The organism is Salegentibacter sp. Hel_I_6, assembly GCF_000745315.1.
Lineage (GTDB): Bacteria > Bacteroidota > Bacteroidia > Flavobacteriales > Flavobacteriaceae > Salegentibacter.
The window spans coordinates 749,458-769,789 of sequence record NZ_JQNQ01000001.1 but is presented as its reverse complement, the minus strand read 5'-3'; the positions used below and the strand labels follow the sequence as shown (position 1 = coordinate 769,789).

At 33.5% G+C, this 20,332-nt stretch carries 21 protein-coding genes; 11 read left to right on the top strand and 10 right to left on the bottom strand.

What is annotated here, in order from left to right; translation table 11 throughout:
- Positions 1-70 precede the first annotated feature (70 nt).
- The 6 genes from FG27_RS03490 to FG27_RS03465 all read right to left on the bottom strand — a co-directional run bounded on the left by FG27_RS03490 (position 71) and on the right by FG27_RS03465 (position 5,213).
- Entirely contained in the window at positions 71-658 is a 588-nt protein-coding gene (locus tag FG27_RS03490; RefSeq protein ID WP_037315570.1) for a BfmA/BtgA family mobilization protein, read from the bottom strand.
- 841 nt (positions 659-1,499) lie between these two features.
- Positions 1,500-1,712, bottom strand: coding sequence for a hypothetical protein (locus tag FG27_RS03485; RefSeq protein ID WP_037315568.1), 213 nt, complete (start codon positions 1,710-1,712; stop codon positions 1,500-1,502).
- A gap of 247 nt (positions 1,713-1,959) precedes the next feature.
- Positions 1,960-2,763 (bottom strand): hypothetical protein, encoded by an 804-nt coding sequence (locus FG27_RS03480; protein ID WP_156101189.1) that lies wholly within the window; start codon positions 2,761-2,763, stop codon positions 1,960-1,962.
- 4 nt (positions 2,764-2,767) lie between these two features.
- A complete protein-coding gene (locus FG27_RS03475) occupies positions 2,768-2,998 on the bottom strand; it encodes a helix-turn-helix domain-containing protein (protein ID WP_037315562.1) in 231 nt (76 codons plus the stop codon).
- A 112-nt stretch (positions 2,999-3,110) separates the two neighbouring features.
- Positions 3,111-3,536, bottom strand: coding sequence for a hypothetical protein (locus FG27_RS19095; protein ID WP_156101188.1), 426 nt, complete (start codon positions 3,534-3,536; stop codon positions 3,111-3,113).
- A 435-nt stretch (positions 3,537-3,971) separates the two neighbouring features.
- Positions 3,972-5,213: a site-specific integrase gene (locus FG27_RS03465; protein ID WP_051935740.1), complete on the bottom strand. Its 1,242-nt coding sequence runs from the start codon at positions 5,211-5,213 to the stop codon at positions 3,972-3,974.
- 550 nt (positions 5,214-5,763) lie between these two features.
- Here FG27_RS03465 and FG27_RS03460 point away from each other — a divergent pair.
- The 3 genes from FG27_RS03460 to FG27_RS03450 all read left to right on the top strand — a co-directional run bounded on the left by FG27_RS03460 (position 5,764) and on the right by FG27_RS03450 (position 9,014).
- Entirely contained in the window at positions 5,764-6,786 is a 1,023-nt protein-coding gene (locus FG27_RS03460; RefSeq protein ID WP_037315551.1) for an AraC family transcriptional regulator, read from the top strand.
- Positions 6,787-6,828: 42 nt separating this feature from the next.
- The gene (locus FG27_RS03455) at positions 6,829-7,848 is read left to right on the top strand and encodes an AraC family transcriptional regulator (protein ID WP_037315548.1); all 1,020 of its coding nucleotides are present in this window, start codon (positions 6,829-6,831) and stop codon (positions 7,846-7,848) included.
- Between the two features lie 149 nt (positions 7,849-7,997).
- Entirely contained in the window at positions 7,998-9,014 is a 1,017-nt protein-coding gene (locus FG27_RS03450; protein WP_156101187.1) for a Gfo/Idh/MocA family oxidoreductase, read from the top strand.
- A gap of 172 nt (positions 9,015-9,186) precedes the next feature.
- Here the strand turns inward: FG27_RS03450 and FG27_RS03445 are convergent, their stop codons facing one another.
- Positions 9,187-9,624, bottom strand: a complete 438-nt coding sequence (locus FG27_RS03445) for a hypothetical protein (RefSeq protein ID WP_156101186.1) — start codon at positions 9,622-9,624, stop codon at positions 9,187-9,189.
- A 276-nt stretch (positions 9,625-9,900) separates the two neighbouring features.
- Here FG27_RS03445 and FG27_RS03440 point away from each other — a divergent pair, with 276 nt between their 5' ends.
- Entirely contained in the window at positions 9,901-10,602 is a 702-nt protein-coding gene (locus FG27_RS03440; RefSeq protein ID WP_037315539.1) for a DsbA family oxidoreductase, read from the top strand.
- A 401-nt stretch (positions 10,603-11,003) separates the two neighbouring features.
- Positions 11,004-11,903, top strand: coding sequence for a DMT family transporter (locus FG27_RS03435; protein ID WP_037315536.1), 900 nt, complete (start codon positions 11,004-11,006; stop codon positions 11,901-11,903).
- Between the two features lie 46 nt (positions 11,904-11,949).
- Here FG27_RS03435 and FG27_RS03430 read toward each other — a convergent pair whose 3' ends face one another.
- Both FG27_RS03430 and FG27_RS03425 read right to left on the bottom strand, forming a co-directional pair.
- Entirely contained in the window at positions 11,950-12,687 is a 738-nt protein-coding gene (locus tag FG27_RS03430) for a DUF3891 family protein (protein WP_037315534.1), read from the bottom strand.
- Positions 12,684-13,700, bottom strand: a complete 1,017-nt coding sequence (locus tag FG27_RS03425) for an AraC family transcriptional regulator (RefSeq protein ID WP_037315531.1) — start codon at positions 13,698-13,700, stop codon at positions 12,684-12,686. Before FG27_RS03425 ends, FG27_RS03430 begins: the two co-directional genes overlap by 4 nt.
- Positions 13,701-13,868: 168 nt before the next feature.
- Here FG27_RS03425 and gntA point away from each other — a divergent pair, with 168 nt between their 5' ends.
- The 5 genes from gntA (at position 13,869) to FG27_RS03400 (ending at position 17,944) form a co-directional block, all read left to right on the top strand.
- Entirely contained in the window at positions 13,869-14,513 is a 645-nt protein-coding gene (gntA, locus tag FG27_RS03420) for a guanitoxin biosynthesis heme-dependent pre-guanitoxin N-hydroxylase GntA (protein ID WP_369794089.1), read from the top strand.
- A 50-nt stretch (positions 14,514-14,563) separates the two neighbouring features.
- Positions 14,564-15,109 (top strand): hypothetical protein, encoded by a 546-nt coding sequence (locus FG27_RS03415; protein WP_037315528.1) that lies wholly within the window; start codon positions 14,564-14,566, stop codon positions 15,107-15,109.
- A 42-nt stretch (positions 15,110-15,151) separates the two neighbouring features.
- A complete protein-coding gene (locus tag FG27_RS03410) occupies positions 15,152-15,427 on the top strand; it encodes a hypothetical protein (RefSeq protein ID WP_037315525.1) in 276 nt (91 codons plus the stop codon).
- Positions 15,428-15,569: 142 nt separating this feature from the next.
- Positions 15,570-16,628 (top strand): acyl-CoA dehydrogenase family protein, encoded by a 1,059-nt coding sequence (locus FG27_RS03405; protein ID WP_051935739.1) that lies wholly within the window; start codon positions 15,570-15,572, stop codon positions 16,626-16,628.
- Positions 16,625-17,944 (top strand): bifunctional PIG-L family deacetylase/class I SAM-dependent methyltransferase, encoded by a 1,320-nt coding sequence (locus FG27_RS03400; protein ID WP_037315523.1) that lies wholly within the window; start codon positions 16,625-16,627, stop codon positions 17,942-17,944. The genes FG27_RS03405 and FG27_RS03400 overlap by 4 nt, the downstream gene beginning before the upstream one ends.
- Here FG27_RS03400 and FG27_RS03395 read toward each other — a convergent pair.
- Entirely contained in the window at positions 17,899-19,053 is a 1,155-nt protein-coding gene (locus FG27_RS03395; RefSeq protein ID WP_037315521.1) for a glycosyltransferase family 2 protein, read from the bottom strand. The two genes, FG27_RS03400 and FG27_RS03395, sit on opposite strands and share 46 nt — an antisense overlap.
- Positions 19,054-19,369: 316 nt before the next feature.
- On the opposite strand from FG27_RS03395, the gene FG27_RS03390 reads away from it, so the two are divergent.
- On the top strand, positions 19,370-20,215 hold the full coding sequence (locus tag FG27_RS03390) for a M57 family metalloprotease (protein ID WP_037315519.1): 846 nt from the start codon (positions 19,370-19,372) through the stop codon (positions 20,213-20,215).
- Positions 20,216-20,332: the final 117 nt, after the last annotated feature.

The window sequence follows — 20,332 nt, the reverse complement described above, 5'->3', positions numbered from 1 at the left end:
TCCTATGCTTTTTTTATAGTATACGGGAAGTTAAGCGTAAAGTAAAAAAAGCATAGGGGCGTTGTGGCATTTAGTATAGATACCTATCCTCATATCGCCTTTTAAGAATATCTAGTTGAGTGAAATCAATATCTATTTTATAATAAGGCTTACCAAAAGTAGGTTCTACTTTATTTATCCCATTAATAATTTTAGATAACATTTCTGAAAATTCCCTTCGATCTTTTTGACGTGCACTTTTAAGCAAATCGTATTCCTCCTGCGAAACTTTCCCATCCTCCAGCTCCCATTCCTCCCTGGTCAATCTTCTAATATTTGTTTCCTCCAGTGGTCTTGTTTTAGCCTCCATTTTTTCAGCTTTATCAAAAAGTCCTGCAAGCATATTATAGGTAGGTTTATGATATTTTTCTTCGTGCTCCCTAAGCAGGGCAATAATAAAATCCAATCGGCCAATTACATAATTATAAAGCCCAATATAGTGCCTAAAAATTGGACTCCTGGGATGAATCTTTGTGGCTTCAAAAAAGTCCATCATATCATCCAGGCTTTCCGAATGAGAGGGAGCTATATTTTTCGAAAACTTACGAAATCGTGCTGCCGTGATACGATTAATACTAATTGCAGAAAACAGGCTTTTTTTATCTTTATTTGTTTCCATTACAGTAATTTTTTTCTTTGCTGCAGGGCTTCTTCAGACCAAAGAGCTGGTTTTTGCTCCATCGATCATTTATTAGATATTTTTAATAATTTATAAAACACTGAAAAACAGTATTTTAAATTAAAGTATGGCTCCCAAATATCTATTATGTACAGTAGATTATTTCCCTGTTTTCAGTAGCTAACAAATGATTTTAATTGTTTATACACCAGGGTTTTAAGTGTTTAAAATCATAAACAACTGAATATCAGTAATTTGAATATTGTAACCTTGCTTTAGCAGGTTACCCTCTTGCTATTCAAATTCCATCAGCTTCGCTTCTAAAATTTAAATAGCTTTTTCACATCACTAAATCTCTAAAATCATGTGCTTAATGATTAGCCTTGGAACTCCTTTAAATTTTCTAAAATTCATCTTTGACTACTTTTTCCTTAAATCTTTTTAAGGCTAAAATCTCTTGAGGAGGTATGTCAAAAAAGTTAGTAAGTAAAATCTTATTTCCCTAGATCAATTTCTAGTTCTCAGCTTCTAAAATCAGGCTATCAAACTCTTTTTTTGGCTTACTTTCGAAGCCTCTTTTTGGACGAACCTCTTTTTCCTAAGCTGTAGCTTTTGCGAAGGCGTGGAAAATGTGGTGAGGACTTTTTAGTACCAATCATTCTCGCCAACTTCTACCTTCCCATTTAATGATATTGAACATTTCCGGTAATCGATCACCGAAATGATTTCCGTACCGTTTTGCTATAGCCGAAGGGTTTTCATTGGTGGTCACAAAAGTTTTTAATTTCTTACGGTGTCTTTCAAAAAGCAATTTTCCGATGATCTCTTCTCGGTTATAGGCTTAGTCTTCTTTACCCACATCATCCAGGTAAAGTTTTCCGCGGTAATAATCTTCCAGTTTAAAATTGCTGTTTTTATTCTGTTGCGATTCGTAATACCTTGTAAGCAGGTGAACAGTTGAGATACGGGGGAACCAAAGTTGTGTACTTCGGGTTTGCTTCAGAATTATTCTTCCAATGTGATGAATAGCATCAAAAAGCGTGGATTTCCCCACACCGTAGTCGCCATATACTAATAGACCTTTATCGAGGCCCGGTTTATTTTTTATGAGCCCATATTCATTGAAATCTTACTGTTGTAAGAAATAGCGAAAAATACTAAAGATGATGTGCTGGTTTTCTTCTGTGATTTGATATCCCGGAAAGTGATTACAAAACAACTTCCAAAATAGCTGTTTGATAACTGGAGGTTGTTTGGTCCGTGGGGCCTTTTTTTGCCCAACAATATCTTGTAAAGGAAAACTAGTCATAACTTTGAATTTTATGCTGAACCTGGAGGTCCATCGTTTTTAGTTTCACCGGCTTTTTTCCCTGGGCGATTAGCTGTCCAATTTTCTCCCTGAGTTTATGGGTGCTTAGGATAATTCCTTTCCAAAATTCCTCGGAACCATTCAGTAATTCATAGGCAAGTAGCAATTGATCTTCTGAAACACCATCTTTCTCCAGCATCAGCCGGATAGGATCAAGACAATTTTTGAAACTGTTCATTTCTACTTTTTTTGTTGGTGCACCCTTATTTTTTAAGTTTTTTAAAAAGAGCTGATGAAACTTAAGTGCCCACTGGTAATATCCAAGCTGATCTTTTGGAATTTCAGACTTATCAATTTTCAGAAATGGCTTTTTATTTAAAGTTTCATAGTTCAATAAGTTTATTTGTTTATCTATACTCGCAATGCTTCGGACTTGCTTTGAGCATTGCTCAGACACTGTTGTGTGCAATGCTTTGTCCAATGCTTCGGGTGGTGGTGCTTTGGTATTTTTTACCAAAGCAATGACATTAGCAGTATACTGGTTTTTACTTTTCTGTATCCATTGGATAAAATTCCAATCCACGAGATCTTCAAGGGCGCGGATATAAGTTTTATAATTCTTGATACCCAAAGCTTCCATTGCCAGATCGGTTGGAAAACCAAAGTTTTCTTTCCAGCCTAACCTATTGCAGCGTTCTATGGCAAAAAAATAAATAGCGGTATGGACGGGTTTAACCTTATTAGGATGATTAAAACTGAAATCAAACCACGCCCTTGAAAATTCGTAACCACTCATCTCCTTAAGATTTTTGGTTGCCAAGCAGCCAGGCGTTCAACTTGCTTTTCTCAAAATAAATCAACTTTCCCCGTGGTTTGGAATAGGGAATAAGGTTTTTAGCGGTAAGCTTGTACATATAGCTTCTCGAAATCCCGGAATACAGGCAGGCTTCATCAAAGGTTAGTACTTCCTTGTTTGCGGCGAGCATTTGCTCCATACGCATCAATCGATCTTCTAATTGTAAATCATTCATAATTGATATTTTTTATAAGCCAACACAATGGTTGTCTTTAGGTTATGGCAACAAATGAATGATTAAAATCTCTGTAAATCAATATGGTAACTGGTAATAGTAAAGGAATTACCTATAGGTTTTTAAAAATTTCAGAAATACCTCTAAGGTAAGCAGCTTCATTGGTTCGCCAGTCTGAAATGTTTTTTGTAGATAAATGTTGAAGGTTTCCCTTCGGATTTTTAAGCTGAAAATACTGTTCGACAAATATGATAATCTGCTGGTTGTCCAGGTTCTTAAAACCGATAAATAGATGGCTTAAAAATTCCAGTAGGGTTTGCCGGTTGACTTGTTTCGGTCTTCTGGGAGAAAGATCAACCCATTGCAGACGTTTCTCAGGAACTACCGGTTTCAACTGAATTAGAAATTGAAAACTTCGATAATTTCCACTGGTAAAGTAATTCCCCGAGAATGCTTTAAAAATTGTTTGAGTCTTTTCTTCTGTAATCGGAATAACTTTCAGATTAAAATGGTGAAATGAAGTTAGATCGTGATCCAAGGTATATACCTCAAAAGAATTCGATTTAGTCCTGATCCTTTTTCTTTTTACGATAAAATATATTCCTGAAATAAATACTAGGGAAATAAAGAGGTAAATGATCGTAAAACAGATTTGAAACCACAGGCTAAACGGAATAATCCAGACATAAAGGAGGAGTGCTGTAAAAATTAAAATACTACAGGTAAAAAAAATTTGGCCCAGTTGTGAATCAGTTTCCCTTAGGAGATAATTAAAAAAATCCTGGAGCTTAGCCCTTAGCTGGATAGTGAAAATAGCAATGCGCTCCAAAAACATCGTACCTTGTTTTCTATTAACTATTTAAAGATAATGAAAAGAAAATATAGGTGTAGTTTTTAATTTTTCAGAATATCAAGGAGAGGTATTTCAATCTTGTAGTTTAATTCTAAAAGAAAATAATCCAAATAAAAATGTCTAATTAATCTTATTGCCGTTGGAAAATTTTAAAATCTCATCTAGCGCTTGATCTGAGGAAGCGTGTATAAAATTACCCTGATATCCAATTGTAGTACTCAAGCTGCTATGTCTATATAGTTTTTGAAGCATTTGTGGGGACACCTTATCTCCGGCAATATTTCCAAAAGAATGTCTGGCGATATGATTGGTGATTTTTTTATCTATTTCTGCAAGATCAGCTATATCCTCTAGATTAGAATTATGTTTTTTTATAGCACTCTTTATTACACTATATTTTTGTTTGGTTTCATCTCCTCCCACTTTTTTAAGTTCAGGAAAAATAAAATCAGCATAAGATCTCTGATCGGTACGATAGAAATCTAAAATTTCAATTACTTTCTCAGGAAGCCGGAGCGAATCTAATTTCGCGTTTTTTTTCATTCTATAAAACAATCTGTCATCTACTATATCATTCCATTTTAGATGAAGTAAATCTGTTATTCTGATTCCTGCTAAATAGAAAGAGAATAAAAATATGTTTCTTGTATGCCAAAGGGGAGTATGTTTTTGTAAATCTAATTGTTCAATTTTAAGAATTTCTTCTTCAGTTAATCCTATTTTTAATGATTCGGGATATTTTATAAGTATTTTACCCCTACCGAAAGGATAAAAAGTTTGGTCTATTATACCCCTTTTAATAGCCCTATTGAATAGCAATCTAATAAACACATATGAATTCATTACAGATCTTTCTGAGTTGTTTTTTTCATTTTTAAGATATACTTTAAAACGCCTTAAAAAACTTTCATCAATTTCCGGAAATAAGACATCTTTTCCTTTAGTAAATTCTTTAATAATTTTTGCTTTAGAACGATCGGAAATAGCGCGATTAAATTTTTTTGATTTTTCTAAATCCTCCACATGTTCTTTGGCAAGAGCGAAGAAGGAATTATTATTTTTATTACTTCTTATCTTATCTGTTATTTGCTTTGCAGATAATTGCTTTTTATTACGCTCTGCTTCATAGATAATATCATCTAGTTGATCATATTTTTTCCTGATTAGCCGATTTAAATGCTGGTATTTAGGATGTGATTTCTTTACTTTTTCTGCTTTCTCATCCCAATCCTTTGGATCAATATTATAACCAAGATGAAAATAGCTGCGTCTACGGAAACTGGTTACTCTTAATGCTAACCGATAAATCATTTCAGTCTTATTTAACTTTTTAGGATGCAAAATTGCTTTGAGATGAACCATAATTTTCTTGTTTGAAAATACTAAGATAATCATTCTGGGTAACACATAGGTAACACATTTCTTGGATTGTTTTGGGTTTATTTGATATCTGTTAAGTGGTTAAACATCAGTAAATCAGTATTTTGTATTCTTTTGATTTCTTTTGGTTTCTATTCAAATCGAACTTAGGATCTAGTGCAGCAATGTGTGGAGGTTCGAGTCCTCTCGCCCGCACAAAGGGATAAGCCGACTTGAAAGAGTCGGCTTTTTTGTTTTGGTACAACATACGTAAAAGAGTGGTATTAGAAGATTTATCTGTCAGCCTGATTAATTATTCGAAACGATCTATAACTTCCATCAGGATAACTACAAAAGCATTATAATTTTCATTCGCCTAGCATTTTTGTGAATTAGAAGAATGGTAGAATTTCGTAATTCAATTAAATAATGATATTCTGGATTTGAGAGCAATATTAAAAATGCCATAAAAATTAACAAAACTGCTTTTATTACTTATCACGCCTATTATGAAGTGTTTTAAAATTATAATTTCGATGATTAAAAAAAATAGTTGAAGCTTATAAAGATTTCTATATTTCCTGCGAGTAAAACTTTTGAAAAATTTGTAAAATACTTTAGAGTTGAACAAAGTAATTATAAACTCCCCATTTTGGATATTCCTGAACATATTGGGGAAGGTAACTTACTGGCTCTGGATATTTGTAATGATATCTCGCTTATCTATTTAAATGGATGCTTTAACGATGAGGTAGTGTTGCGATTTCAAAATGAGGCCACAAATTCTTTAAATTTTATATACAATTATAAAAGTTCTATTCATCATAAAATTGAAGATGAAGAGTGCTGGCAGGAACTGGATCAATTTCAACACGCCATTTCTTCATCTTATATGGGAGGAGCGCATAGTGTAAAGCTAGAAGCAAAAAAAAATTACAGCAGTTATATAATTAGCGTTTCCAAATCGGCTTATTTAAGCAATAGAAAAAAATATTCAAATACAATAACCAGACATTTGAAATCAATTTTGGATGAGGGAAAAAGCGATTCATTTTTCTTTCATACTGGATCCTATAGTCTTGCTATTGCAGATATTTTAAAGAGTATATTTATAGGAGAATATACCTCATTTGAACAAATAGTTTATTTAGAAGCTAAAACCCATGAGTTGATTAATTCCCACCTGGTTCAATATATAAGAGATGTTGAGAATAAAAATAAAAAAGTTCATCTTTCATCTTATGAGATAAAGGCTATTCATACAGCAGCACTTTATATAGAATCAAATATTTCTAAAATTATGACGGTATCGCAGGTTGCAAAACATGTGGGACTAAATAGTAATAAACTTCAGCACGGGTTTAAAGGCCTATATGGAACCAGCGTGCACAATTTTATTGGAAATATTAGAATGAATAAAGCCTCTGATCTTTTAATTCATTCAGATGATAGTATTTCAGAAATAGTATTAAATATAGGTTTAAATAGCAATAGTTATTTTTCAAAGCTTTTTAAGGAAAAATATCAGATTTCTCCCTCTATCTTTAGAAAAAGAATAGAACTTCCCAGTGATTGATATAAAAATTGTACCTTATTTAAACACCATAAACATACATTTTTGCAAGCAATTAATATTAACGCCATCCCCGTAGACGAGATTTTGTTTGACTTAGGTAAGTTTTTCAATGTTAGGGTGGTAGAATCTTGTAATGAATATAAAGTGAAATTGCCTTCTTCAATCGGGGAAGGAGATATTTCGGGTATACAGTTTGAGAATGGGTTAGGCCTGCTACAATATAATTGTAATTTTTATCAGGATACCGAAATCCGTTTAGTTAAAAGCAATATACATTCCTTAAAATTTATATATGTTTTAAATGGTAGTTTGGAACATCGTTTTTCTAATGAAGACGAAAGTCATGTAATAGATCAATACCAACACGCTATCGTTGCAAGTGAAGAAAAAAATGGACACATTCTAAAATTTAGTAAAGGGAAGAGTACCTGCTTTTCCAGTATTGAATTAGATAGGAAAAAATATCAAGATAAAATCTCTTGTGAATTAAAAGGAGTAGATTCAGATTTAAGTAAAGTATTTAACGACATAGAAGCGAAAAATACTTTTTATGATAAAGGTTATTACTCATTAAAAATTGCAGATATTTTTAATGAAATGAATACCTATAAAAATAGAGATTTTATAAGAAAACTTTTTTTAGAAGGTTTTACGGTACAAATGCTGGCAGAAGAAATTTTACAGTATGAGGATTCTAAAAAAAGCGAAGAAAACTCCAAACTTTTAACCAAATATGAACTTGGTGCTATTAGGGAAGCTGTTCTTTATATAGAAGAGAATATCTCAAAAGAGTTGAATGTTAAATTACTATCTAAATTAGTAGGTCTTAATCAAAACAAATTACAATACGGTTTTAAAAAGCTTTATGGGTCTACAGTTCATAACTATATTATTGATTTTAGACTTAGGCTGGTAAAGACACTTCTATCTAATACCGATCTTCAAATTGGAGAAATAGCAGATAAAATTGGTATAAATAGTAAAAGTTACTTCACGAAAATTTTTAAAGAGCGGTATGGTCTTACCCCAATTGAATTTAAAAAGAAACAGCAACATCAATAGAGCTTTGCTATTGTATTTTCAATTTTGTTATACTTTGTTTTAATTGTTATACATAATTTTTCTCCTTGTAGCTACTTTTAATTTATCGCAGTATTCTTAAGGTTTAAATGACCTGGAGGCACCGGAATAATGCTTTAAATTTACATAGCATGGTTGAGCATGAGGAACGGGTAAATATTGGCTTAATTGGCCCCGATAGATTGGGTACTGAGGGTATTTCAAGGCTTAATAGGAATTCTGAACTGGATATTAATTTTATAGTCCTTGACCAGAAAATTAGAGGCCGCCAGGAATTATTAGAAATTATTCCTAATGAGAACTTTTACTCCCTGGAAAGCGATTTCTTTAAAAAAGCCAGAAACGGAATTGTATTAGCAGATTTTCTTGATCTTAAACTTAAAAAGTATCAGGGGAAATTAGATATTACCAAGTCTTTTTTTTGTAATGCTAATTTCTTGAATCAAAAAGAAGGTCTAAAACTTTTATTTGAAACGGCGAGGCGCAAAAATATTTTAATATGTTTTGATCTTCCACTTCGGTTTACCAGGGCATTTTTAGAACTCAATGAAAATATTAAAAAAGGAAGTCTGGGGAAAATTAGCCAGATAGATCTTACTTTTTATAAGAATAAAAAACTAAATAAAAATCTTTGTAAAAGCAATAAGACGAACTTTTATGGCGCGTTTATGGATACGGGAATCCATATGTTAGATATTGCTTTAAAGGTTTTAAATTATCCTGAAATAAGCTACCTGAATGCTATACCATATAAAAATGGAAAAAAGATCGAACGTATTTTACCACCCTTATGTGAAGATTATTTTTTGGTGACTTTAATCACAAAGACAGGGATCTTAATTAATTTGCGATGTTCTACAAATCTTCCTCAGAGTAAACCCCAGGTTATGGAAGCCGATTTTCACGGGGAAAAAGGACTGCTAAGCCTGCGTAATAATGGCGACAAAGAAAATGATCTTATTGTGCAACAATTCAGAAATCAAGATACCCAAATTATTAGTTCTCCGCCAGATGTTTATGTAGATGCGGCAAGTAAAGAATGGATATGGAGTTTAAAAACTGATAAGCGTTACAATGTACAGACAGAAACTGAAATGTTAGCCTTATCAGATTTAGTAAATAAAATTTATACTTTTAAAACTGCTTAATATTTATTCTTTTTTTTAAAAGAGTCATTTTATTTTTTACTTAGGGGTATAAGCAACTAATTACCTTAATATGCTTGTTCTAAAAATGAAATTAAAAAAATAGGTAAAAAGACGTAATAAAAGAAACCCCCTTAAATTCTCTACTTCATTAGCATCTTTCTACCTAAAAGCCTTAAATTAAATACTTTTCAATTTTTTCTGTCTCTTTTAATATTAAGTTTAACTGATGTTTTTGGGATAATAAAAGAGCCCTAATTTTACCATCCTTTATATTCCCAAGTGAGTCGCAATATTTTTGATGTAATTTTTTTTCTACGTGACAGCATAATAAGCTGTGTTTATTATTTAATTCAGGAGGGAATTTTTGTTGCAAAACTTTTAGCTCCTCCCTGCATTCTAAATGTAATTTTTGAAGATAATCTTTATCTACTTTTTTAAGCATTTGAGATTGTAAGAGATTAATAAAGTTCTTTTTCTGGCAGATCAACTTTTTATAAATCTCTTTGATGAATGGTTTATTTGCGGTTAGCACACATTGCTTATAAAATACTCCCCATTTATAGTTAAGAATATAAATCTCCTTTAAGTCTTCTAGCTCTTGTTGATTCAAAACGAGAATAATTAGATGATTAAACAATTCTAAATTAATCGGAAAAAAGGAAATCCTATTCTCGAAATAGTTATTTAACACCAACTTTTAATAGTACTTGCAAAGAGATCAATAAATACATTTAACCTTTAGCTAATTTTAATAAGTATTGAATAATTTGTGTTAACAAAATTTAAAAATGTAGATCATCGAATCGCAAATAGTTATCTATATTTAAAACACTTTATAAATGAAAGTTAATTTGAATATCACGTCTAATTGTAGAAATTGAGGAATATGAAGGTTAAAATCTGGTCGGATGTTAGATGTCCGTTTTGTTATATAGGAAAGAAAAAATTTGAAAATGCCCTGGCAGATTTTCAAGGTAAAGATGAGGTAGAAGTAGAATGGAAAAGTTATCAGCTGGATCCTACACTTAAAACAGACCCCAATGTAAGCATGCTGGATTATTTTACAAAGGCGAAAGGTGTAAGCAAAGAGCAAGCGCTACAAATGTTTAGTGGAGCCAAGGCAATGGCTGCGGAAGTAGGCCTCAATTTTAATCTTGAAAATTCGGTTTTGGCTAACTCCTATAAGGCGCATAGGCTCATTCAATTAGCCAAATCTAAAGGATTAGATAATGAAGTAAAGGAAGAACTATTTAAAGCTCATTTTGTTGAAAGTATAAATATAGATGACTCCATAGTCTTAGAAGGATTAGCTAGCTCAATTGGATTAAATAGTACAGAAATAAAGGATACCCTGGCCTCTGATGCTTTTGGTTATGAGGTTAAACAGGATGAACTAGAAGCGCGGAATATTGGAGTTAGGGGAGTGCCTTTTTTTGTTATTGATGATAAATATGGTATTTCTGGTGCCCAGCCTTCAGAAGCCTTTCTACAAACCCTTGAAAAAGCATGGAATGAAGATCAAGCTTACAAGAACAATCTAAAAACTACTGAAGGAGATTCTTGTGCTACAGATGGGGATTGTATTTGAGGAGTTCTTATAATTTATAATTCTCACTTAAGGACTAATATATCACTGCGTTCTTTTAGATTCAAGAACTTTTATAATACTATGATTTCCAATTAGCCATAGATTGAATTTCTCGAACTACATACTCATATTATTTCATAAACCATCTTTAGTAAAGATACTTTTCTGGTTTGCCAGTTAGATTTACGAAGGAAGATGATACGTTTTTCTTTTCCAGAGTCAAGAATCTACAATTATAATTGACTTGTATTTATTTTAAGAAATGTTTAAAATGTTGTTATGCATATTTTAGCAGCTTCTCCTCCATGATGCCTTTTTCTAAGTCTTAATTTAGCTATTAAGATCTATTCAATTTCGGAATTCTAGAGATTGAATTACCTGAAAAAATTTGAATACCTGATATGAAAAGAAGTACCATTTTATTAATAGTAGCTTTCATCTTATTATGGAATTCTGGGTTTATTGGAGCTGAGTATGGACTTCCCTATACAGGTCCATATACCTTAATCTTTCTAAGATATCTGGCAGTCACTTTTCTTTTGGCTTTATACTTACTAGTAAGAAAAAGGTTTAAATGGTTCGGGTGGAAGGTGACAGGCTTAAATATGCTAATTGGTTTTCTAGCTCACGGCGTTTGGTTAACCTGTGTGTTATTAGCTCTGGATACTGAGGTGCCGGCAGGTATTGTGGCTTTGATTGTTGCACTGCAGCCTCTAGCCACGGGTGCACTTTCCAGCTATGTTACCAAAGAAAAAACCAATTTATACCAATGGGTGGGATTAATAGTAGGCTTTATTGGTGTGATAATTACGGTAGCTTTTCGAATAGATTTTAACAAGTCGGGTGCAATTTTCGGCTATCTTATACCCTTAGTCTCCGTTATAGCAATTACAATTGCGACTTTGATTCAAAGAAAGATTGATATTAATAATAAAAAAGAAAAGTTATCAATAGCCCAAACCCTTTTTTACCAAAGTTTAGCTACAATGCTTGCATTAGCTTTCCCAGCCATTTTTATTGAAGATTTAGAGGCTAAGTGGGTTCCGAAATTTACATTCGCAATGGTATGGCTAGTGCTGGCGGTTTCCCTAGGAGCATATATTGTGATGTTGAAGTTAATTGATAGGCTGGACGCTACTAAGGTTGCAAGTCTATTTTATCTTGGTCCACCTGTAACGATGTTCATGGCCTGGATGGCCTTTGGGGATAGTATAAAAATTATGGATGTCGTGGGAATATTAGTAGTTTTCTTCGGTGTTTTCTTAACCAATAGAAACAAATCTCAGAGTTATAAAACATAAGCTTGCTTAATCCAATTATTTCTTTTAATAAAAGCAAATATGTAGATCATTTGCTGAAATTCCAGGTTTTAAATTTTACTTTACTGGCTTCAAGGAGCTTTTTAAATTCTTTATTAGAAGAAAAAGAATTTTTTTCTATCATTTTATATTCTGCGTTTATGGTAAAATGTTTGGACCGAAAAATCCAGGGCTCTATTTTTAGTTCTTTTGTTGATTTTTCTGAAATCCAGAAAGTTTGATCATTAATACTTGTGTTAACTTCCAGTAGCCTGCTTTTAGTAGGTACGGCGTTCTGGCAGAGAATTAAAGAGCACCTATCTGAAAAGACCATAACCTGATAAATTGAATCTACTTCCTCCCAACTAAGGTTTTGGTTTTTAATATATTGTTGCTCTTTTTTTTCTAATTTTTCCAGGAAATTTGAAATTGTCTTTTTCTCGCTGGCCATTTCTTTATAGATGAAAATTAAGTGATGAACAATTAACATAGCGATCCAGGTAGATTTTCCTTCAGCCTGTTGAAGTAATCTTTTTGAACGTTTTATTATCTCCTCAACATTTCTCTTTTCAAGTAAAAAATCTTTAGGGGCACCGGTATTAGTTAAATAATTTTTCTCATCAAATTCTAATTGTCTATCATCGTGTTCAATGATTGCTGCAAGAGTAGCTACCCAGTTTTTATTCTTGTATTTATCCTGGAGTTCATTTGCAATTTTACCTGCTAACAAGCCATGGCTGGAATGAGAAAATATTTCCCACCCCTCGTTGGTCGGGTTTACTATCATTGCTTATTATTTTGACGTATAGTTTTTGGAGGCACTCCATATCGCTCTTTAAAAATTTTGGAGAAATGGCTCCGGCTGTTTAAGCCAATTGCATATACAATCTCACTAATAGTTTTGTCACTTTTCAGTAATAATTTCATAGCGTATTCCAGTCTTCTCTCCTGGATATAGCCGTGGATTGTATTATTGAAAAGAATTTGAAAGCCTTCCCTAAGTTTAGTTTCACTAATTCCTGCCTCGGTAGCCATTGAAGTAATGTTACCTACATCTTCAATATTCCTGTCAATTTTGATAATAACATGCTTTATTTTTTTTAGGTCTTCCTGTCTAAGAATATTTTGATGATCTTTATTTTGAGAATCGTCTTTATATAGCATTAGCATATAAGTTAGAAGTTCTAATGCTTTAGCACCATGGAAACTGGTTCGTTCTATACCTTTTAAATTTATGGTATTCAGTTCGTTAACCAGGTGAGACATCTTCAGGCTATATTGGGTATGATGATAAATGGTTCTTATTGCGTTTGTATCGGCAAAAATATCGTGATAGATGTACTCCATATCTTCAAGGGGAAAAGTGAGTTGTTCTACAAATTTTTTTCGGTCGATATCTAATAAAATAAGTTGGATATCTTCATTTTTTGGAAGATATATTTTATTTCCACTTTTATAATTGGCTCCCAGAATTAAAGATTGTCCCTCCTTAATATTGTGAGTACAGTCTTCATCTCTAAATTGATGCTGAATCTTCCCCGCTGTTAGATAGATAAATTTAAAGGGCTGTATCTGTTTAGAACAGAAGTCCAGGCAATATTCATCATTAAGTTTCAGGTTAAATTTATATAATCCCACTCCATTAGGGAAGTTTATTCCTGAGATAAACCCTTCTCCTTTATCTGCTTTAATATTCAGGGAGTACTCTCCGTAATTATTTTTCCAATCACTATCTAATCCCTCAGATAGTGCGGTAATAACTTCATTTGCAGCAATCCCCTTAATCGCAATATTAATCATTAGCCTGTTTTTTTGATGAGAGATCTAATTTATTAACATAGTTTCCTAAATTTTCAGCAGTTCGAGTTAAACATTTCTTAATAAGAGTGATATCGTTAAAATCATCCGCGAAAACGCACAGGCTTTCTTGCCTAAATGGGGAAATTTAAATTTCAATGTAATTAAGAAATGATGAAGAAGAGCTTAAAATCTAAATATGATGAATGGATTCTTGATGAGAACCATCCGTGCCTAATGGCACAAACTGTTTTTACCCAGGAAAATATAATAATTAAGGATTATAAAAATATAGGGCAGGCAGCAACAACAGAAAAACTTTTAAAGGACCTGGAAGATTATATTAAAGGCTATGATTTTGAATCTAATGATTTTCAATCATTTATGGCCGTATTTTCTGACACTAAAGTTACTGATGAGGACGAATTTGAAATGAGTTTGTGGAACCAACTTTCAGAATTAAAGAAAATTGATAACCATCCCTGGGATCCTACGGTAAGTAAAAATCCGGAAGATGATAATTTTAGTTTCAGCCTCGCGGGACGTGCTTTTTATGTAGTAGGCTTGCATCCTAAAAGTTCCAGATTAGCAAGAAGAAGTCCTTATCCTTCTATAGCCTTTAATTTTCATACCCAGTTTGAGAAACTGCGTGAAATGGGAGTTTACCATAATGTTAGAGATAAGATTAGAGAACGTGATATCTCCTTACAAGGAAGTGTAAATCCTATGTTGGAAGATTTCGGGGAAAATAGTGAAGCCAGGCAATATAGCGGAAAAGCAACTGATAAAGATTGGGTATGTCCATTTCACCGGTAAATCTTTAGTTCTCGCTTGAGTTTTAAACAGTATAAAAGAAAGTAGATTTTATGATTAAGTTTTTTAGGGAAAACCAAAAGGCAATATTTGGGGGGCTTGTTGCTACGCTATTTACTGGACTTGGAGTTTTTCTATTAGGGCAGGTGTCTGGTTATGAAGCTAAGAGATTAATAACCTCTTCGCATGAGGGACTAAACATGTTATGTAATACAATTATACTGGCTTCTGCTACTATCCTTACATTACTGTTAACCTTATTAGGAATTAGTACTGGAACAGATTCTAAATTGAAAAGTGATCATTATTACCAGGTACTTGATATTGCCAAAATTGATACTATTCTATTGGTGGGAGCTTTAATTGTGTTCCAGTTCTTTAATATTCCTATTACCAAGGCAGACAATGTGCCTATTTCATGGTTTTCTACAGTTTACTGGAGTAGTTTAATTACTTCTTCTATTTTGAGTGGAATAATGATTACCGTAGTTCTCATGCTGTATAACACACTCACAAATATTATTTATATAGTTGGTTTAAAGAATGATCATCATTTAATTTCAGGAGAGCGCGAGAAAGAGACTTCTAATTCTCAATAAAATACAGTCTTTGTTCTAGAACAAAAATTCAAATTTGAAACTATGAAAAGTACACAGGAAAAGCATTGGGAGGTAATTGAACACTTGAAGGAAAAGTACCGGCTGTCCAAAAATGAATTAAAAATTATAGAGAAAATTAAGGAAAAGACCATTCTTTGTGTTTCTTTCACGACAGATGGTGGTTTTAACTGTGAATCAGGTGAGTTTTATATGGAAGAGGATGAAAGTAGCTTTAAAATTAAAATAAAGTATGAGGAAAAAGCTTCAAGTAATATAAACGAGATTTATTTAATGCCTTCCACAGCATCCGTATTTTGAATGTTTACAATACATTCAAATCATTAGAATAATGATGAAATTATTTGAAAAATTAATTTGATGAAAACAATCTAAGATGAATTTTAATTGGAAATTAATAGCAGAATTAGATAACTTTTTATCATTAAATTAATTTATAGCTATGCCAGAATTCTCAAAAATTAATGCGCTTTGTACCCAATTACCTGATGATTCTCGTCACTTCCCCAAAAAAATTTTTACCTCGCTGCATAAAATGGGTTTACTTCAAATTAGTTTACCATATACTTTTCAGGAGAATGAGAAGCAATTATCTGTTTTTACTTACTTGTTTGAAATAGGAAAAGCCAGCCTATCTGTTGGCCGCATTTACGAAGGGCATATAAACGCGATTAAGCTTATTGAAGACTATGGGTCTTTAACCCAGCAGAATTTTTATTTTCAGAAAGTTAAAAAAGGGAAATTATTTGGAGTATGGAACACCGAAAAACATGCTGAAGTCGTCACCGCCAGGAAGCATAAAGATTCATTTTATTTGGAAGGAGCAAAAACTTTCTGCTCTGGAGGGCTTCATATTGATTATGCAATAGTAACAGCTGAAATCAATACTGCCAAACAACTTTTTATAGTTCCACTCAAAGATTTTCCACAGTTGAAGGAAGACTGGACTTTATGGCAACCTATGGGAATGAAAAACTCTGTAAGCTGCCGAATAGATTTTACAGGAATTGAAATCTCTTCAGAAAATTTATTAGGCAGGCAAAACGTGTATCACGAGGAACCCTGGTTTTCAGGAGGAGCGATGCGTTTTGCGGCAGTTCAATTAGGCGGAGCTGAAGCCGTATTGATTTCAGCCTTAGATCATTTGAGATTGCAAAAAAGAACAAAAGATCCCTATCAACAACACCGTATGGGGATGATGGCCATACAAATTCAATCGGGCAAATTCTGGTTAGAAAAGTCGCAAAAAATATATGACTTCCCTGAAAAATATTCGCCTGAAGAAATAGTGAATTTTGCAAATATGATGAGATGTGCAATTTTAGAAATTTCAGAAAATATCCTTTCATTAGCCGAGCATGCTATAGGGGTACAGGGTTTTATGGAAAACCATCCACTAGAAAGGCTGTACCGTGACTTAAAAGTTTATTTGAAACAGCCCGGTCCAGATTTAGCCCTTCAAAATGTGGGTTCATTTACCTTCGAATCTTATAAATTATGACAAGTTTTATCCAGGATTTTGAAAAGATACCACATCTCAACATAGAGGGATTATATCGCGATTTAGGAACTGTAATGGTTGTAGCGCCGCATCCAGATGATGAAAGTTTAGGTTGTGGTGGTATTATAGCGCATTTAAGGGAACAAAATGCTGAAGTGTGGGTTCTTTTTATGACAAATGGTGAAGCCTCACATCAAAACTCTGTGACCTATCCTCCTAAGAAACTGGGTTCGTTGAGAACACGCGAAGCAGAAGCTGCCTGTCAAATTTTAGGAGTTCCTAAAGATCACCTTCTCTTTTTAAATGCCGGTGATGGAAAACTCAAATCATATTTACAAGCAAATAGTTCAATTCTCCATAAACTGACTAAATTATTTCAGCAGAAAGAAATTGATACACTTTTTGTTCCGTGGAGGAGAGATCATCATATAGACCATCTTGCAACTTCAAGCCTGGTGCGAAAAGCGGCTGGCGGCCTGGGTTTGATTATTGTTGAATATCCAATTTGGCTCTGGAAAAAAGGAACGCCGGAAGATTGGCCAAAGCAAAATGAAATTTTACCTTTTAAACTAGCTATAGATTCAGTAAAAGATAAAAAGCATAAAGCCATTATGGCTCACTCCAGCCAAACTTCAACATTAATTGAAGACGATCCTGAAGGTTTTATATTAACTGAAGAGCTATTAGCACCTTTCCTGGGTAATTGCGAATATTTCTTTTTTCCATCAGAAAACAAATCGGCAGTCACAAAAACTTATTTTGATGAACTTTATGCTAAAGATATAGATCCCTGGGATTTTGAGAAAAGTGCTTATGAACAGGAAAAATATAAAAATACCCTCCATGCTATTTCACAAAGGAAAATAAAAAAGGCACTTGAAATTGGTTGTGCGAATGGTGTGTTTACGGCCTTATTTGCTCCTCACTGTAAAGAATTGATAGCACTTGAACTTAATGAAAGCGCTTTAGAAAATGCCAGAAAACGTTGCTCTCAATTCTCGCAATGTGAATTCCTGCAATGGGATATTGCCGGGGGACTACCTGAAGGAGATTTTGATGCAATACTATTATCTGAAGTTGGTTACTATTTCCAAAAAGATATACTACACCAAATTTTTAAAAATATTGATAGGGTTTTATTGCCAGGTGGCGTGTTTATCATGGTTCACTGGACGGCTTACGTGCGTAACTATCCACTAACAGGTCTTCAAGTTCACGAGATTTTTGAAAAAAATCATTCTGGAACATTTAAAAAGGTCGAGAATCAACGTTACGAACTATATGAATTAGTCGTATGGGAAAAAACAGAAAAATAGTTTTCAAGTTCTTCAATTGCTTTCTCTAGAGGAATATTAGGATAAGCCGAATTCCAGGATGTATTTGTCTTCAAACTATTTTCGAGATAAATAATTATCGAATTACTTCTTTCATGCTTTTGGAGAAGAGACTCCAATTCATAAGATTTAAAATGTAATTGTTCAGCTATAGTATTTAAAAGGCTGGAAGAAGGGTTTTGGTAATATGATCTTATGTTGTTGTATGCTTTAAAGCGTTCTTCTAGTTTTCTTAAACCTTCTACATTTTCTGTTTTGGAATCTGACCAGTTTCTAATTTGTGACCCAAAACCGCCTGGAACTCTGGATGAAGTTCGGCAGGAAGTTATTATTATAGGGGAATAGGAATGTTTTATTTTATATCCGTAGGCAAATACTTTCTGGTAAAGAGCAATATCTTCAAAGCACGCCAATGGAGGTATGCCGCCTAGCTTTTCATAGACCGATTTCCTTATGGCCATGTTAGGACCAGAGTTATGAGAATGTCTAGGCCAAGGGTCATTGTCCTGTGGGAAGATTTCACTTTCCAGGCGTGATACGAGATCTAAGTATCTACGGGTTAGATGTAATATTTTCTTCGCTTCCAGGTTCAATCCTTTATTATCAGGTTGTATAATTCCGCATATCAAATCAACAGGTTCAGGTAGAGATTCCAGAAAAGCATTTAACCATTTTTTGTGTGCTATTGTATCGGCATCTGTTGTTATTATAAAACCATTTCCAGGCAACCTTGAACTTGCAAGATCCATTAGAATACGTCTTGAAGCGCCTACAGAATTAATATTTCTATCTACTGTTTCAAATATATATAAAGGAAATTGCGGATGGATTTTTTGAAAAAGATTACAAATCGCTACAGTATCATCATCACAATGATTACATAAAATAATTACTTCATAAAAATCAGGCGGAAGGCTTGCATTATCTAAACGCTGGTTGAGCAAAGCAGATAATGTTTTCCAAATTGTTCCTGCTTCATTTTTTGCAGGAATAGTAACGATAAGTTTTAAACCGTTTTTTGGGCTGGGAAGATGCTTGCCATGAAATTTTACACTTGGGTGTATAGTGCTATATGAAGAATTGTTATTCAAAATAGTTTTTAGGAAAAATAATCAAATTGATTTGTTGTTGAAATAATCTTATAATGAAATTAACAGGTTTGAAATAGGATAAGTTGGTTATAAGAGCATAATAAGAAGGTGTAAATACCTCCGAAATCCTCTTAAATTAAGCTCACTTTCCAAAAATTGGTCAATTTTGAAAAAAAAATGCTCTGGTAACCCTTATTATTACTGCCTTCAAATAAAAAGTAAGGATTTCCCTTACTTTTAGTAAGGATTATTTTTCCTCTTTCTGATTTTCAAAGTTTAATTTCACGATCTATTAACCTTTTAATCATACATTTTTATGAAAACCCCAAAACTACTATTTGGTATCCTGGCAACAGGTGCTTTATTAACTTCCTGCGAAAAGGAGGAAACAGCAGCTCCCGAGGAAGCTAAAATGGAGGAAACTACCCAGGAAACAAAGATTTCTAAGGAAGACCTCAAACAAATTGCTAATCTGCATTTTAATACACAGGATGCAGAAGCTATAGACTTTTTACTTCCCAATGGAGACACTAAAAAATCTTTCCTTATTGAAGGAGATATTTTAGTGGACGAAGAGCAGTTAGAAAGTATGAGTTCTGCAAACATAACCGACAAGCAGTACCGTACATTCAACCTGGTCTCAAGTCCGAGGAATGTAAACGTAATTGGTTTTACCGGCGGTTCTGGACAGGGATTAACCTCAAAGCAGCGTACTGCATTGCAGCGTGCAATCACAAATTACAACTCGCTGAATATCGGACTTAATTTCACGCTTACTTTTGGGACTAATTATGGGCCTTACGATATTGTAGTATATCAAAATTCCAATGGTCAGGCTGGCGGCGTTGCCGGTTTTCCAAGCGGTGGAGATCCTTACAAATATGTACAGATCTTCTCTGGGATGGAAAACTATAGCACGGCTACCAACGAGCACGTAATAACCCACGAGATAGGCCACTCGGTAGGTTTACGCCATACAGATTGGTATAGTCGCCAAAGCTGTGGCCAAAGTGGTGAAGCAGCAGGAGCTGATGGAGCTGTTCATATTCCCGGCACCCCAACCGGATTTGATTCAAACTCTATCATGCTTGCTTGTTTTAGCTCGAATGAAACCGGGAATTTTGGTTACTATGATGAAGTAGCCCTGGAATACCTTTATTAATGTTAGCTAATTTGTACTTAGTCTTAATTTGTTAGCAGAAAATGGATGTCTGTAAAGGCAGGCATCCATTTCTTTTAAACCCGGAACACACGACCGGAAATTACTATAATCTTTAAA